At 54.3% G+C, this 15,811-nt stretch carries 15 protein-coding genes; 14 read left to right on the forward strand and 1 reads right to left on the reverse strand.

Translation table 11 applies throughout. From position 1 onward, the window contains the following. The first annotated feature begins 26 nt into the window (after positions 1-26). The 9 genes from LA360_RS26870 (at position 27) to LA360_RS26910 (ending at position 7,122) form a co-directional block, all read left to right on the forward strand. Positions 27-989 carry an alpha/beta hydrolase gene (locus LA360_RS26870; protein WP_057572101.1) on the forward strand — a complete coding sequence of 321 codons (963 nt, stop codon included), beginning with the start codon at positions 27-29 and terminating at the stop codon, positions 987-989. A 116-nt stretch (positions 990-1,105) separates the two neighbouring features. Beyond that, on the forward strand, positions 1,106-2,179 hold the full coding sequence (spoIIIAA, locus tag LA360_RS26875; RefSeq protein WP_022203020.1) for a stage III sporulation protein AA: 1,074 nt from the start codon (positions 1,106-1,108) through the stop codon (positions 2,177-2,179). Beyond that, the gene (locus tag LA360_RS26880; RefSeq protein WP_089775368.1) at positions 2,166-2,699 is read left to right on the forward strand and encodes a stage III sporulation protein AB; all 534 of its coding nucleotides are present in this window, start codon (positions 2,166-2,168) and stop codon (positions 2,697-2,699) included. Before spoIIIAA ends, LA360_RS26880 begins: the two co-directional genes overlap by 14 nt. A gap of 95 nt (positions 2,700-2,794) precedes the next feature. After that, positions 2,795-2,989, forward strand: a complete 195-nt coding sequence (gene spoIIIAC, locus LA360_RS26885; protein WP_002569682.1) for a stage III sporulation protein AC — start codon at positions 2,795-2,797, stop codon at positions 2,987-2,989. Positions 2,990-3,016: 27 nt separating this feature from the next. Next, a complete protein-coding gene (locus LA360_RS26890) occupies positions 3,017-3,403 on the forward strand; it encodes a SpoIIIAC/SpoIIIAD family protein (protein ID WP_002569681.1) in 387 nt (128 codons plus the stop codon). Then, positions 3,400-4,719: a stage III sporulation protein AE gene (locus tag LA360_RS26895; protein ID WP_022203022.1), complete on the forward strand. Its 1,320-nt coding sequence runs from the start codon at positions 3,400-3,402 to the stop codon at positions 4,717-4,719. Before LA360_RS26890 ends, LA360_RS26895 begins: the two co-directional genes overlap by 4 nt. A 54-nt stretch (positions 4,720-4,773) precedes the next feature. After that, positions 4,774-5,541: a stage III sporulation protein AF gene (locus tag LA360_RS26900; protein WP_057572102.1), complete on the forward strand. Its 768-nt coding sequence runs from the start codon at positions 4,774-4,776 to the stop codon at positions 5,539-5,541. Beyond that, positions 5,495-6,247: a hypothetical protein gene (locus LA360_RS26905; RefSeq protein ID WP_002584735.1), complete on the forward strand. Its 753-nt coding sequence runs from the start codon at positions 5,495-5,497 to the stop codon at positions 6,245-6,247. Before LA360_RS26900 ends, LA360_RS26905 begins: the two co-directional genes overlap by 47 nt. A 17-nt stretch (positions 6,248-6,264) precedes the next feature. Then, the gene (locus LA360_RS26910) at positions 6,265-7,122 is read left to right on the forward strand and encodes a SpoIIIAH-like family protein (RefSeq protein WP_002594025.1); all 858 of its coding nucleotides are present in this window, start codon (positions 6,265-6,267) and stop codon (positions 7,120-7,122) included. A gap of 170 nt (positions 7,123-7,292) precedes the next feature. Here LA360_RS26910 and LA360_RS26915 read toward each other — a convergent pair whose 3' ends face one another. Further along, the gene (locus LA360_RS26915; RefSeq protein WP_022203025.1) at positions 7,293-9,230 is read right to left on the reverse strand and encodes a LysR family transcriptional regulator; all 1,938 of its coding nucleotides are present in this window, start codon (positions 9,228-9,230) and stop codon (positions 7,293-7,295) included. A gap of 320 nt (positions 9,231-9,550) precedes the next feature. Here LA360_RS26915 and LA360_RS26920 point away from each other — a divergent pair, with 320 nt between their 5' ends. The 5 genes from LA360_RS26920 (at position 9,551) to LA360_RS26940 (ending at position 15,768) form a co-directional block, all read left to right on the forward strand. Then, complete coding sequence (locus LA360_RS26920) at positions 9,551-10,627, forward strand: tripartite tricarboxylate transporter substrate binding protein (protein WP_022203026.1); 1,077 nt, start codon at positions 9,551-9,553, stop codon at positions 10,625-10,627. Between the two features lie 96 nt (positions 10,628-10,723). Next, positions 10,724-11,191, forward strand: a complete 468-nt coding sequence (locus LA360_RS26925; RefSeq protein ID WP_022203027.1) for a tripartite tricarboxylate transporter TctB family protein — start codon at positions 10,724-10,726, stop codon at positions 11,189-11,191. A 21-nt stretch (positions 11,192-11,212) separates the two neighbouring features. Further along, the gene (locus tag LA360_RS26930) at positions 11,213-12,742 is read left to right on the forward strand and encodes a tripartite tricarboxylate transporter permease (RefSeq protein WP_022203028.1); all 1,530 of its coding nucleotides are present in this window, start codon (positions 11,213-11,215) and stop codon (positions 12,740-12,742) included. Further along, entirely contained in the window at positions 12,735-13,679 is a 945-nt protein-coding gene (locus LA360_RS26935; protein ID WP_112482467.1) for an alpha/beta hydrolase family protein, read from the forward strand. Before LA360_RS26930 ends, LA360_RS26935 begins: the two co-directional genes overlap by 8 nt. Continuing rightward, positions 13,672-15,768, forward strand: coding sequence for a glycoside hydrolase family 28 protein (locus tag LA360_RS26940; RefSeq protein ID WP_225537717.1), 2,097 nt, complete (start codon positions 13,672-13,674; stop codon positions 15,766-15,768). Before LA360_RS26935 ends, LA360_RS26940 begins: the two co-directional genes overlap by 8 nt. Positions 15,769-15,811: the final 43 nt, after the last annotated feature.

A 15,811-nucleotide genomic window follows, 5' to 3' on the forward strand; every position in this document is an offset into this window, starting at 1 on the left:
CATTTACAGAGAGGATACAGATAAGTATGCGTAATAAAAATGTGAGTATACGGGGGGCGCTGGTGCGTGATATGATTCACGACATCATGGAAACGTCCCTGGGAAAACCCATCCAGACAGGGGAGTTCAGGAAAAATCCCGTGGAACCGGCCTGGGTATGCCCATCTGGCTACGAGTATGAAATCATTGACAGGGAACCCTTTAAAATGGAGTATCTTAAGCCGGAGGGAGTGGTCACCGGCAGGGTGGTGCTTCAGCTTCACGGAGGCGGATATATAGGCCCCATGAAGAATATTTACAGGAAGTTTTCCGTGCGCTACAGCCGGCTCAGCTATGGCGGGGACGTGCTGACCGTGGATTACAGGGTGGCGCCGGAGCACCCTTATCCGGCGGCCCTGGAGGATGTAATTCACGCCTACCAGTGGCTGATTAAGGAAAAACACTACAGGCCGGGACAGGTGGTGGTGGCCGGTGATTCGGCGGGAGGCGGCCTGGCTCTGGCCCTGTGCCTTTACCTCAGGGACCATGGAATGCCTCAGCCCGCAGGCCTGGTACTCATGTCCCCATGGGCTGATTTGACATGCAGCGGGGACAGTTATGAGTTTAACTTTGAACATGATCCTCTCTTTGGCAATTCGCGGGAGAGCATGCTTTATAATTCCTCATACATCGGCGGGTCTGATCCCAGGGACCCTTATATATCGCCGGTATTCGGGGATTTCAGGGGCCTGCCGCCCATGCTTTTTCAGGCGGGCAGCCATGAGATGCTTTTAAGTGATACGCTGGAGGCGGCCCAAAATGCCCGGAGGGCCGGAGTGAAGCGCCGGGTGTCCGTGTATGAGGGGATGTTTCATGTGTTCCAGATGAGTATGGACCTGGTTCCGGAGAGCCGGGAGGCCTGGGATGAGGTGGCCCGGTTCATGCAGATTGTATACAAGATTGACAGGAGGCCCGCGGGGCAGATTGTAAAGAAGGTAAAGAGAAGATGATAGAAGCTAAATCAGTATTGGCAGCACAGCCCCCGACGGGCCGGTGCTGCCTTTTTTTCGGCTCCAGTCATATTTTTGGACACGTTTCATATATTGAGGTAAAAGGGGTGAAGATTATGGCTGGCAGGGAAGAAGTCCTGAAAATATTTCCAAGGGACCTGCGGACAATACTTGGACAGGTTACCGTGGATTTCGACAGGGTGCAGGAGATACGGATGAGAACCCAGAAACCGCTGCTGCTTATCTGCGGCGGCCGGGAATATGCGGTTAAAACAGATGGAAGCCTGGCAGTGGGGATTCCCGATCCGCCGGTAAGGGATATCCGGGGAAGCGGCCGCTGCCAGGAACAGGAACCGTACTGGGCCAGGGCAGGAATCGTCACGGTCAGTCAGGCTCAGATGAAGGAGACCGTGGAATATATGTGCAGTTTTTCCCTCTATGCAGCGGAAGAAGAGCTGCGTCAGGGATTCATCACCATACAGGGCGGACACCGGATTGGGGTGGCAGGCAGAACCATGGCTCTTGGACAGGATATACGGCTCATGAAATCCATTTCCTTCATCAATATACGGGTAGCCCATCAGATTCAGGGCTGTGCCAACCAGGTGATGGAGTATCTGTATTCGGATGACGGCCGCTTCCTGAATACATTGGTAATATCGCCGCCCAGGTGCGGCAAGACGACTCTGCTCCGGGACATTATCCGCCAGGTCTCGGACGGACCCAGGACCCAGCGCGCCGGCAGAAGGATACCGGGGGTGTCCGTGGGGGTGGTGGATGAGCGGTCTGAGTTAGGGGCCTGCTATCAGGGGGTGCCTCAGAACGATCTGGGCATGAGAACCGATGTACTGGACTGCTGTCCAAAAAGCCAGGGCATGATGATGTTAGTAAGGTCCATGGCGCCTCAGGTCATAGCTGTGGATGAGATTGGAAGCAGGGAGGATGTACAGGCCATTGAATATGTGAGAAACTGCGGCTGTTCTCTGGCAGCCACCATCCACGGCAGTTCGCTGGAGGACATCATGCAGAAGCCGGCTGTGGGGGAACTGATTCACCAGGGAGCCTTTGAGCGGATGATACTGCTGGACTGCCGGGGAGCGGCAGGCCATGTGGCGTCTATATGGGACGGCGGTGGAAATGTCCTATATGCGGATGGGAGCGTAAAGGAGGCGGAACATGGCAGCATTTAAGTGGACAGGGGCAATTCTGGTGCTGTTTTCCGCAGGCGGACTGGGAATCTGGTCTGCCATGCAGTGGAAAGGGCGGCTGAGGATGCTGGAGATCCTCAGACAGATGATATATTTCTTAAAAGGCGAGATTACATACAGCCGGGCACCGCTGGCAGAAGCCCTGGAGCGGGTGGGGAAACGGGAGCCGGGACCACTGGGGGGCCTGTTTGAGGCCGCGGCGGAGGGAATATATATGCAGGAGGGAGAATCCCTTCAGGAGATATGGAGGCGCCAGGTGATGGACCTGAATACAGACGGGGGCCGGATTCCCCTGGTACAGGAGGATTTGGAACAGCTGGCCCATCTGGGGGAACATCTGGGATATCTGGATGTGGACATGCAGGAGCGGACCCTTAAGCTGTATCTGGAACAGCTGGATTTGACCATTGATTATCTCAGACAGAACCAGAGGGAGAAATGCAGGCTGTATACAAGCCTGGGAATCATGGGAGGGATGTTTCTTGTGATTGTAATGTTCTGAGACAAGTCAGGGACACATGCATTGTGATTGTGATGTGCCTGTGAAACACAGGAACCATTTATAAATATATATTTAAGAAGATTGAGGAGACGGCAATGGGTGTAAATCTGATATTTCGCATAGCGGCAGTAGGAATCCTGGTATCTGTCATCTGCCAGGTATTAAAGCACAGCGGCCGGGATGAGCAGGCTTTCCTTACGAGTCTGGCCGGACTGGTGCTGGTATTATTCTGGATGATACCTTACATATACGACCTGTTTGAGACAATGAAGAATCTGTTTGCGCTGTAAAAGGCGTCTTTTTAGGGAGGAAACCATATGACAATTATTACCATTGCGGCCGCGGGGATTGCCACGGTCCTGCTGGCGGTGCAGTTAAAGGGCTTAAAGGGAGAATACGCCGCCTACATGGTCATGGCGGCAGGCGCCTTTATCTTCTTTTACGGAACCGGAAAGTTAAAGGATATACTGGAGGCCCTGGAACGGATTCAGGGCTATATCAAGGTGAACAGCGTATATCTGGTGACGCTGCTTAAGATGGTGGGCATCACCTATGTGGCCGAATTTGCGTCAGGAATCTGCAAGGACGCGGGGTACGGTTCCCTGGGAAACCAGATTGAAATATTCGGAAAGCTGTCTATTCTGGGTATCAGTATGCCCATTCTGCTGGCACTTTTTGGGACATTGGAGACATTTTTGGGATGAAGAGATGGATGAAATGGGGAGTCAGGAGCGCGGTTCTATGGGGGCTTGCGGTGCTGTTTGCCGGTGTCCCGGGATGGACAGGCAGCCCTGTTTACGGAGCTTCGGCGGGAGGGCAGCTGGAGGGACAGCCGGAAGAACAGCGGCAGGAGCAGCGGCAGGGACAATGGCGGGGACAGCCGGAAGAGCAGTGGCGGGGACAGCCGGAAGTTCAGGGCACAGAGACAGGCGTGGACCAGGCATTGCAGGATATGGGGCTTCAGGATGAGATGGAGGGGCTTCAGCAGTTTCTGGACGATGTTATGGGGCAGCAGGACGGGGAAATGGAAGGACTTTCCTTCTGGGGACTGATGAAGGAGCTGATGAAAGGAAACCTGAAGGGTATCCTGGGACAGACCGGAATGGGACTTAAGAATGCTCTGTTCTCGCAGGTGGACAGGGGCGGCCAGATGCTGTTTCAGGTGGCTGCCATTGGTCTGATTGGAGCTGTGTTTACCAATGTTTCTTCCGTATTTAAGGGCGGCCAGATTTCAGACACGGGTTTTTTCGTTACATATCTCCTGCTGTTTACATGTCTGGCAGCCAGTTTTTCCGCCAGCCTGCAGGTGGCTGCCCAGGTGATGGAACAGATACTGGAATTCATGAAGCTGCTCATGCCGGCCTACTATATGGCAGTGGCGTTTTCCGGCGGCAGCATGAGCGCCTTGGCACTGTATGAGTGTATGCTGGGCGCGGTGACAGGGGTACAATGGCTGTGCAGTACCGTCCTGCTGTCCATGGTCAGGATTTATGTGCTCATGGTACTGGGCAGCCATGTGGCGAAGGAGGCGCTGCTGTCAAAGCTGACTGAGCTGCTGGAGCAGGCCGTGGTGTGGAGTCTGCGGACCTTAACCGGGCTGGTGGTGGGATTTCATCTCATACAGGCCATGATACTTCCCTATGCCGACGCGGCAGGCCAGGCGGGAATGAAACGGCTCATGGAAATGATTCCGGGGCTGGGCCAGGGGGCGGGAGCCATGGCCCAGATGGTTCTGGGGTCAGGGGTGCTGATTAAGAATACAATGGGAGCCGCGGCTGTGGTGGTACTGGCTGTTATATCCGCTGTTCCGGTGATGAAACTGACGGTCCTCATGGTTATGTACCAGTGCGTGGCCGCCGTGATGCAGCCTGTGTGCGACAAACGGGTGGTGTCCTGCGTGGCGGGCGTGTCCAAAGGACATAAGCTGCTGCTACAGATTGTGCTTTACTCCATGTTTCTGTTCATGATAGCCATAGCTGTCACATGCGCGTCCACCAATGTAAATTATTTTGCCTCGTAACGGAGCGGACTGCAAAATGCCGGAACCTATGGTGCTTTATAAAAGGAGATGCCTATGGAAGCTGTCTATGGATGGGTAAAAAACATCATATACTACATGATTTTTCTTTCAGTGGTAAATAATCTTCTGGCGGACTCCAAATATGGCAAATACATCCGCTTTTTTTCAGGAATGGTCCTGATTCTTCTGGTGGTGAGCCCATTTACAGGGGGACTGCACCTGGATGAGCAGATATCGTCCATGTTTAAATCCATTTCCTTTCAGAATGACACGGATGACTTGAAACAGGATCTTTGGGGGATGGAAGAACGGCGTCTGGACCAGGTTATCCGCAAGTATGAGCAGGCGGTGGCAGCTGATGTGGAGGCCATGGCCAGGGCGGAGGGGTTTACATGTACCGGAGCCAGCGTACAGATTGACGGTGACAGGAACAGCAGCCGTTATGGTCAGATTGAAGGTATCGGTATGGTCATCAGCGGGGAGAAGGAGAAGGAGAAGGAGAAGGAGAAGGAGAAGGCGGAGCCCGACAGCTGGGATTATACGGGGAGCAGGCCCGTGAATGTGGACGCAGGGAGGATTGACAGTGTGAAGGTCGAGGATGTGGAACTGGAGGAGCCGCCAAAAGACGGAGGAATGGAGAAAACAGGGGATATAACGGAACGGGAGGAGACCGGCGATTCCGGGGAAACGGAGCGTCCGGAAAAGACGGCGGAGGCGAAAGGCGCGGTGGCAGATAAAAAATTAAACCATTTAACAGGAAAGGTGGCGCAGTACTATGGACTGGAAGAATCGGATATCGAAATTCAGTGGAAAAATGACTAAGGAAAAGTGGCTGTTATTGCTTCTTATAGGTGTTCTTCTTATGATTCTCTCCTTTCCCCTGCCCGGAGGAAGCAAAAAGAACAAGAATGCCGGTGAGCAGACCGTGGGGGCCGGGACAGACGGCACCGGGGCGGTTCCGCTGTGGACAAAGGACAATGCCAATGGCAGCAAAGAGGGCAGCGGCTTTGACCAGGGCGCCTCCAAAACCGGGATGGCCCAGGGGCCGGACGGAAATGGGGCAGGCGCGTCAGAGGGGAAGGAGGATTCCTATCCGGCGGCAGCCCGCACATCAGAGGACGGGTCCTATGAAGCCCAGATGGAAAACAGAATCAGGAATATATTAAAGTCCGTGGACGGCGTGGGAAAGGTGGATGTCATGGTGGTGCTTAAATCCTCCAGCGAAAAGGTGCTTCGTGTGGATCGCTCCACCAATACCAGCACCACCCAGGAAAAGGATTCAGGGGGCGGCACCAGGGATGTGACAAACAATCAGATACAGGAGAGTACCATACTATCGGGAGGCGGTTCAGGCGGCAGCACAAACGCGCCCATTGTTGAAAAAGAACTGAGTCCGGAGATATCGGGAATCATTATCAGCGCGGAGGGCGGAGGCAGCCCAACCGTAAAAGCTGAAATTTCTGAGGCCATGGAAGCATTATTTGGCCTGCCGGCACATAAAATAAAAGTATTAAAGAGGGTGGAATAAATAAAGGAGTGCAGGATATGAAAATCAAGAATATGAAACAGGTAAAAGAGCACATGAAGGACATGAACATGAAACGTCTCTTCCGCAGGAACCAGATCATCATCACGACACTGGCTGTCATGATTGCGGCAGCCGGATATCTGAACTATGCGGGAAAGAAGGATCTGGCAAGCGGCAACCGGGTGTATGAGGCAGGCGCCATGGACATTTCAGATGAAGATATCCTGGCGGAGAACCAGGCAGCCTCCTTAAACGGCCAGGCCGGACTACAGGAGATTCCCAGTCTGGACCAGGACCCTTCTGACCTGGATGCGGTAAGCGGCGCAGACGGCGCCCAGGCAGCGGCAGACACCGGAACAGACCAGGGACAGCTGGCCCAGGCAGGAGACGGCACAGGAGTGGAGGAGGCTACCCAGGCAGCCGATCCGGGGCAGATGGCAGCGGCAGATACGGACAGCTCCGCCCGGGCAGGATTGGAGAATCCCGGGGAAGCCGTACTGACCAGCGGCATGAACGTGGCTGATTACATAGCAAACGTACAGCTCAGCAGGGAGCAGGTGCGCGCCAAGAACAAAGAGACACTGATGAGCCTGATAAACAGTGACAGCATTGACGAAGCGGCCAAACAGAAGGCCATACAGGATATGATTGACCTGACTGAGGTTTCCGAGAAAGAAAATGCCGCAGAAACCCTCCTGATGGCAAAAGGCTTTTCAGACCCGGTTGTCAGCATTACCAAGGATAAGGTGGATGTGGTCATCAATGCGCCTTCCATTACGGATCCGCAGCGGGCCCAGATTGAGGATATCGTGAAACGCAAGGCAGAGGTGGGAGCAGATCAGATTATCATTACGCTGCTCAATATGGCAGAATAGGCCGGATATATAAAGAAGGCCGGGCTGCCGCTTTAACGGTTGAGGAACCGTAAAGGCGGCAGCCTTTTTGACGCTTTGCTGTAAATTACTGCAGTCAGCCCTCTGCCTTGTCCGTTTGATTGCAATGGTTTCGGGGTGACAGAATAATTGGTTCATTATGGGCCTTCTTGTTATGATTCGTTATGGTTGGAAAAATATGTTTCAAATGCATCATTCAGCAGCCGGATCAGGTCCTTTACAAAGGCCGGGAGGTTGCGTCCCGGGTGATGGACCAGCAGCAGATAGTAATTCTGAGGTTCCTCAAAGGATCTGCACCGGGATAAGGCTTCCTGATTCAGGGAACGGGCGGGAAGTATGGTGCTGGCAGCCCCGCACATGGACAGGGTCCGCAGGATATCCGGCCGGGCCTCGCATACAACCGCGGCAGGCAGTCCGGGCCATTCCCCCAGAAGACGGTCCTGCTCCAGGCGCAGGGCGCTGCTTTGAGGAGCGAGCATGATACGGCGGGGATGCATGGCTGTGGAGACCGGAACGGGAATACGGATATCCTGCTCCGGGTCCGGGCAATCCTCTGTCCCAAAGCAGTACACCAGCTCATCCTCATCCAGGATGCGGCTGTCCAGGATTGGATGCTCCTCCTCGCAGGAAAAGTAAAGGCCGAAGTCCGCCGATGCATTGAGCATGGCTTCCTGGGCGGTTTCGCGGCCGCTTTCTATTATATACAGGTTGACATCCGGGTGGAGCCGGCTGAAACCGCCCGTGACCTGCCCATGCAGGATACCGGACAGCCCTGGGTCGCAGTGCAGGTAAATACCGCCTCCATGTCCGGTCTGATATGCATGGATATGGGCAGTCATCTCAGCTTCAATCTGAAGGATGTTGCGGGCGAAGTTGACAAACACCTTACCTGCATTGGTGGGCTTAAGACGGTTATGTACCCGGGTGAATAACTGGGCGCACAGCATGCCCTCCACGTTGTGCAGATGGCGGGACAGGGCTGGCTGGGTAAGGAAATATTTTTCCGCTGCCTTTGTCAGGCTCTTCTCGTCCACAATGGCGATGACGTATTTTAGCAGCTGGGTATTCAGGTTGAGTTCAGGGGCCGTATAGTGGGCTGCGTGGGCACGTATGGCTGCTTGGGATGGGGAAATGGCATCGGCCGCGGGCTGGCTGTCTTGGTCCACAATCCTAAGCAGCTCCTCTGTTTCGGCAGAGGGGATGGCCTTGTAGCGGGAATCGGATAAACGCTCATGAATCAGAAGACCTGCAAGATAGCGTTCCGGTTCTGTCAGGGTATGCCCCAGGGGATAGCGGATATGAAGGGTCTGGTGGATGGGAGGGTCCAGGGAGCGGTAAACCAGCTCCTCACAGGGAAACACATGGGCCTGGGACACCAGTCCCACCCCCACGGCCTGGTGCAGCATGGAGTCCACCAGGATGACGTCGTTGGATTCAAAGGTTACCACCGGATTAAATCCGGCTTCCTGAAAAAGCTCCTCTGCCAGAATCCGGATACTGTGCCTGGGTCCCTGGAGTACAAAAGGGGTATCCCTGAGATCGGACAGACGGATTTTCTCCGCTGTTGCCAGGGGATGGGAGACTGGAAGGGATACCAGCAGCTCCTCATAGGCAATGGGCAGGTCAGTTACCTTGTCGGAATTCCTGCCTGAACCGATGGCCAGGTCAATCTGTCCATGGAGGATGGCGCCCGGCTGGTCCCGGGCATAAAGCTCGGTCAGCGTAAGGGAGATGTCCGGATAGCGGTGTGAGAACTGGTTATAGATACGGCTGTAGATAATGGCTCCCCGGTTGGGCGCGGTGGCCAGACGTATGCGGGCGTGATTGCTGTCCGTCACGGCCCGCAGAATCTGCAGCATGCGGGTCTGCTCGTCCAGGATTTTCTGGGCGCAGTCAATCACGTACCTGCCCACGGAAGTAGGGGTCAGCTGGCGGTGATACCGGAGGAATATAAGAAAGCCCAGGGATGCTTCATACCCGGTCAGGAACTTGCTCAGCGCAGGCTGTGAGATTCCCAGCACCTGGGCTGCGCTTGAAAGACTGCCCAGGTCGGAAATGGTAACAAGGTAATAAAGCTGGCGTGTGGTCATGGCTGCCTCCTATCGGTCCATAACTGCAGGCATTTGCAGTTCAGGATTTATTTCCATCATATATGATTTTGGCGGACTGTCAAGAAGAAAGTCTTTTACTATAACTAAAGTGGTATGAAAGCTATAATTAAATCTGCTTTGTAAATTCTTTATAAATACTATATAATACAAAATGTAAACACACGAAGGGTTAAAATTAGACAGATTATACAATATTTCCCTATATATCCAGTCTCTTCTAGGTGGTGTGTTGAGAATCAGTTCTTAAAATCAGGCAGAATAAGTCTGCCTAAAAAGTGGAATAAAAGGAGAAAAACGTTATGAAAAAGAGTATGTATCGTTTCTTAATGACAGGGGTTATGGCAGCAGCAGTACTGGGAATGACTGCCTGCGGCAGCAAAACCGGGACAGGTGATACCACAGCGGCAGCCACCGCAGCAGACGGCGGCTCTGCAGATGAAGCAGCATCAGGAGATGACATCGGATTTCCTAAAAAGGAGACCATTACCCTTGTGGTGCCTGGCAAGGCAGGCGGCGGCTCCGATCTGGGCATCCGTTATTACAGTGAAGGGCTGAACCGGATTTACGGCCTGAAGACAACCGTTACCAACTATGACAGCAATACCATCGGCCATCAGACCGTTTCCACGGCTAAACCGGATGGCACTACCCTTACCGTTGCCACCTCAGCCCTGAACATCCAGTACATAACGGGCAATGCAGAGGTCAACCCGATGAAGGACTTCACCCTGATTGCCTGCCTGCAGGACAATGGCTTCTCAACCCTGGCAGTACCGGCCGATGCTCCATATGATGACTTCGCGGGATTTGTTGAGTATGCAAAGGCCCATCCGGGCGAGCTGAACGCAGGTATGCCTGCGGCTGGCGCCAACACCTTCCTCTTTGGTATGCTGACCTCCACAACTGGCATTGAGCTCAACTCGGTTGAGTGTGCATCCGAGTCCGACCGTCTGACCAACCTGGCAGGAGGATTCATTGATATCGGTGTTGTAGGCGTTGGTAATGCCCAGGAATATGAAAAAGCGGGCAAGTTGAAGGTAATCGGCACCGTATCCTCTGACGGGACTACCATTTCCAAGTATCCGGAAGCGCTGCCGGACAACTACAAGACCCTTCAGGAACAGGGCTTTGATGACTGCGTAATGTCCATTTACCACTACCTCCTGGGACCGGCCGGCATGGACGAGACCATGGTTGCAAACATGAACGCTGCCATGAAGGCTGTTTGTGAGGATGAGACTGTAAGCGCTGGTATTGCTGGTATTGGTAATATACCAGGCTGGCATGACCTTGCTGAATCCAAGGAAATCCACGATGAGGAGTATGCCCAGTTTGCGGAGATTGCCAAGGAGCTGGATATGTTTGTTCAGGAGTAAGCCTGTCATATTCAGGCAATACATATACACGTACCGATGTACCGGATGTCCTGGGAGAAATCTCCCGGGACATTTTAAAAGAAAGGGGAATTATTTATGAAAATGCGCAGAGATACAGTTACCGGCATTGCGGGCCTTCTGGGGTGTGCGTTCTTCCTGTCTGCAGCCCAGTCCATCAAGCAGCCAGCCAAGCTTCTGGAGCCGGGCCCGCGCCTTCTGCCCTATGTGGCAATCGCACTGATTTCAATGAGTTCAATTGCACTAATCATCAAGGGCATTAAGGAACGCGCAAAAGAAGAGAAACCGTATTTTCCAAAAGGCGGCGCCCTTAAGATTACCAAGAGCTACCTGCTGCTGATTGTCTATGCCTTTGCCATGACCTGGCTTGGATTCCTTATGACAACGCCCTTTGCCGCCTTTGCCCTGATTTATGATTTAAAGGGTGTCAGCAAGGTGAAACCCGTTGCCGCAGTCATCATTTCCGTGCTGGTAACCGCAGGCCTTTATGCCATGTTCGTGTTTGGCTTTCAGGTAAAGCTTCCGGCCGGTCGGCTGTTTGAATAAGGATAAGGAGGAACAGGATAAATGTCAGAATATGTAAGTGCGTTAATGGTCTGCCTGCAGCCAGTCAATCTGCTGCTGATTGTTGCTATGGTTTCCCTGGGAATCGTGTTCGGGGCCATTCCGGGACTTTCCGCAACCCTGGGCATTGCCCTTTTGCTGCCGGTTACCTTTGGCCTTTCCACTGAGACATCCTTTGTGCTGCTGCTTGCCATCTGGATTGGCGGTGTGTCCGGCACATTCATTTCCGCTGTGCTCATTGGTATTCCAGGGTCGTCTTCCGCAATCGCCACCTGCTTTGACGGCTTTCCCATGACCAAGAACGGACAGGCCAGCAAAGCACTGGGAATCGGTATGACGGCTTCCTTTATCGGAACGGTGGGGTCCGTGGCCCTGGCTACCGTGCTTTCTCCGGTGATTGCCGAATTTGCCCTGCACCTTGGGCCGTGGGAATATTTCTCCCTGTGTTTCTGCGCCATCACCCTGGTTGCCTCCTTGTCCAAGGGAAATATCTTCAAGGGCATCATGGCAGCAGGTATCGGTCTTCTGATGGGATGTATCGGCATGGACCCAATTAATGGTTCCAACCGTTTTACCTTTGGCAATGTATACTTAAGCTCCGGCATCAGTACGGTTGCCCAGATGTTAGGAATGTTTGCAATGTGCCAGATCATCCGTGACTCCGCCAGGGGCGAGGCAATGATGCCGGAAGCCGACATGGTGAATATGAAGGGGCTGGGAATCGGCATAAGGGATATCCTGCAGAATATCAAGACCATTGCCTTTGCATTTGTATCCGGCCTGTGGATTGGATTCCTTCCGGGTATGGGCTCCGGTATCTCCAACATGGTTGCCTATGGTTATGCAAAAAGCATCAGCAAGGAGCCGGAGAGTTTTGGAAAAGGAAATCCGGCCGGTGTGTGGGCTTCTGAGACAGCTAACAACGCCTCCCTGGGTGGTGCCCTTATCCCCATGATGGCCCTGGGAATCCCCGGCGACGGCATTACCGCAATGCTGATTGCGGGACTTACCATCCACGGACTTCAGGCAGGCCCCCTGTTCATGACCGAACAGCCTGACCTGACGATGCTTATCTTTGCCTGCGTCATGGTGGCTGCAATCGTGACTTACATCGTACAGATTATTGGAAAACGCTGGTTCCCTTATATACTGAAGGTTCCTTACCATTACCTGTACACGGTGATTCTGGTCATCTGTTACATCGGCGGATACGGGATTTCCAATACCATGTTTAACATCTACGTGATGCTTGCCCTGTGCCTGCTGGCAATTTTCATGAGCATTTCAGGACTTCCCACCTCCCCTCTGGTGCTGGCCTTCATCCTGTCCAGCAAGCTGGAGCGTTATTTCCGTCAGGGTATCAGCTATGCCCATGGCAGCTATAAGGAGTTTTTCACCCGTCCGCTTTCCTGCGCCCTGCTGCTGGTTTCCGTATTCTGCGTTGTCTGGCCGCTTTTGTCAGAGCATCTGAAGAAGAAAAAAGCAGAGGCCGCGGTGCCTGCTGCCGGCGGGAGCGAAGCAAAGGATGACTGATTCAAATAACAGCCTGCCCAGGATGGAACAATGCTATGGCATCCTTCCCTCCATGCTCAGGAAGTTTGACCGGTATGCACGCAGGGATTCCTTCCGGGGAGACACTAGAGGAGAGTTTGAGCAGTGGCGGTCAGAGACAAGGTCCCTTCTTCACGGGCTTTTGGGGCTTGATAAGATGGAGGACTGCGGTCTGTCCCCGGTTCTGGAGGATGTCCTCCTGCTGCCCGGAGGAATCAGGAGGGAACACATAAGAATCCAGGTGGAACCGGATGTATGGATGCCTATGTTCGTGCTGGTTCCTCCGGGAGCCGGATGCTCCTCCCGCCCCTTCATATGCCCGCCCGGACATAATGGGGCTGGAAAATATTCAGTGGCCGGACTGGATGGTTATGGGCCGGTCCGGGATAAAATCCGGCAGTACCACTATGACTACGGCTATCAGCTTGCCAAGCTTGGGTATGTGGCGGTCTGCCCGGACTGCCGTGGCTTCGGGGAGCGGCGTGAGGACCTGGAGGACACTAAGGATGCGGCAACCGCCATGAAGGGTGACTGTTACCGCCTGGCCCATATGGGGGAGCCCCTGGGCATCCCTGTGGCCGGAATGCTGGCCTGGGATTTGATGCGCGTTGTGGATTACCTTATGGAACGTGGGGAATGGGATATGGGGGATATTGCCAGCCTGATTGCCCCAAGGCCCCTTCTTATCCAGTCCTGCCGGGGCGACAGGCTGAACGGGCCGCGCGGGATTGTCAATGCCGCGGAGCAGGTGGACATTATCCGGAATGCATACAGGCTGACAGATGCGCCCGGCCTTGTGATTCATGAAATATGCGAAGGGCCCCACCAATGGCATGGGGAGAATCTGGCTGTCCATCTTGGACAGTTAATAGACAGTTATGAAGAAATCAAAACCAATCAGGAGGTTTTCCATGGATAAATTACAGTTGAGGGAGACAATCCTGAAACAGATAGAAAGACCGGATATTCCTGACCGGGAGTTCCCTGCCTGTTTGTTTGGCGTGGTTCCTGACAGCGGGGCTGTCCAGACACAGGCCCTGCAGCAGGCCATAGATGCAATCAGCAGGGAAGGCGGAGGCAGGCTCATGCTTCCCGGAGGCATAATCCGCACCGGCGCATTGGAACTGAAAAGCAGGGTGGAGCTTCATCTTCAGGACAGGGAGTCCGTGCTGTCATTTGTCAATGAAAATCCGCAGCTTCACTATCCGGTGGTTTTCTCACACTGGGAGGCCGCGCCCTGTTATAACTTCAGCCCATTGATTTATGCCTGCGATGCCCATGATATCGCTGTTACCGGGGAAGGAACCCTGGACGGGGGAGCGGATTCCGGCCACTGGTGGAACTGGCACCATCAGGTGGAGGACGCTTGGTCCGATGATGAGCCGGACCTTCAGCTGGAGGACCGCAAGGCCCTGCGCCGGATGAATATGGACGGCGTGCCTGTTGAGCAGAGGGTCTTTGGCCCGGGCCATTACCTGAGGCCAAATTTCATACAGCCCATCCGCTGCAGCCGGGTGCTCCTTCAGGGATTTACCCTGAAAAACAGCCCCATGTGGCAGCTGAACCCGGTGATGTGCCGCAGCCTGCTGGTGGACGGCGTCACATTGTATAGCCATGGCGCCAACAATGACGGCTGCGACCCGGAGAGCTGCAATGGCGTACATATCTGCAATTGCCGGTTCGACACAGGAGACGACTGTATCAGCCTGAAATCCGGCCGGGACAGGGACGGCCGCATGGCCAACATACCCTGTGAGAATGTACTAATAGAAAATAATGAGTTTGCAGACGGCCATGGCGGGATTGCCCTTGGCAGTGAGATGAGCGGCGGGATCCGCCGTGTGCTGGCTGTCAATAACCGGTTCAGCAGCCCTAACCTGACCTATGCGCTCCGCTTAAAGACCAATGCCCGCCGTGGAGGCAGGGTGGAGGACATCATACTGGCGGACAGTGTGATGGACCATGTCCACGGGGCGGCGGTCCACGGCACCATGCTTTATGAAGATGGGAGAAATGGCAGTGACCTGCCGGTATTCCACAATATAACCATTGAAAACATCATTGCCCACGGAGGCGATTACGGGATTTTCCTGGAGGCATTTGACGAAGTTCCTGTTACCGGCCTGACCTTGAGGAACATCCGCATAGACGGGGTGGTCCGGCCCATGCGCAGCATGAACTGGAAGGAGCCTGTGGTTGACGATGTGATAATCAACGGAAAAAGCTTTCCGCGTCCTGGCGGTGTCCGTATCCTTGGCGTTCCCGTAAACGGGGAAACCGTAAAGGCCGAAGCAAGGGCCTGCGGCGGGGATATGGACTTTATGTATAGCTGGCAGACAGCCACTGACGGCGCTGCCTGGAAGCAGGCCGGGCAAGGGGAGCAGTTCCCTGTTCCTGGGACAGCAGATTTCATACGGGTGACGGTCACAGACCATAAGGGAAATACCGAAACCAGCCATGAGTACCGGGTTTTTCCCAAGGGGCTGTCCGGCAGTGATTGGGGTTATGAGTGGCAGCGGCTGTACTGCCGGGGAATGTGGGAGTTCCCGGGAGCCATACCGGCAGACGCAGCCATAACCCGGGAACAGCTTGCAGGGATGCTGCTGCCACTGGCAGACCCGGCGCTGCGCTGGGGAGGAGAGGACGGTGAGTCGTGCAGTGAGGCGCTGAGAATTGCGGTGGGGAATGGGTTCCTTGCACTGGAGAGGCGGCCTTGGCCGGACGGTCATGCGTCTCTGCTTCGGCCGGATGGCCATATCACCCGCCAGGAGATGGCCACGGTAGCCATGCAGGCCTGCGGCGTGAATTACCGCAATGCCTCCTGTACCATGCCTGTCTGTGCCGATGCGGCATTGGTAAACAATAATTACGGCACCAATGTGGCCCGCGCTTTGTATTTTGGCTTCATGAGCCTGGAACCGGACGGATGTTTTAAGCCCCGGCGCCCTGTTACCATTGGAGAGGCCGCCGGGATTTTAAACCGGGTCGCTGATTTTGCTGGTATCTGAGCGGCCGTTTGACGGTCCAGTGAATTTTATAGAGTGTGAAGGA

Origin of the sequence: Enterocloster clostridioformis (assembly GCF_020297485.1) — a bacterium.
GTDB lineage: Bacteria > Bacillota > Clostridia > Lachnospirales > Lachnospiraceae > Enterocloster > Enterocloster clostridioformis.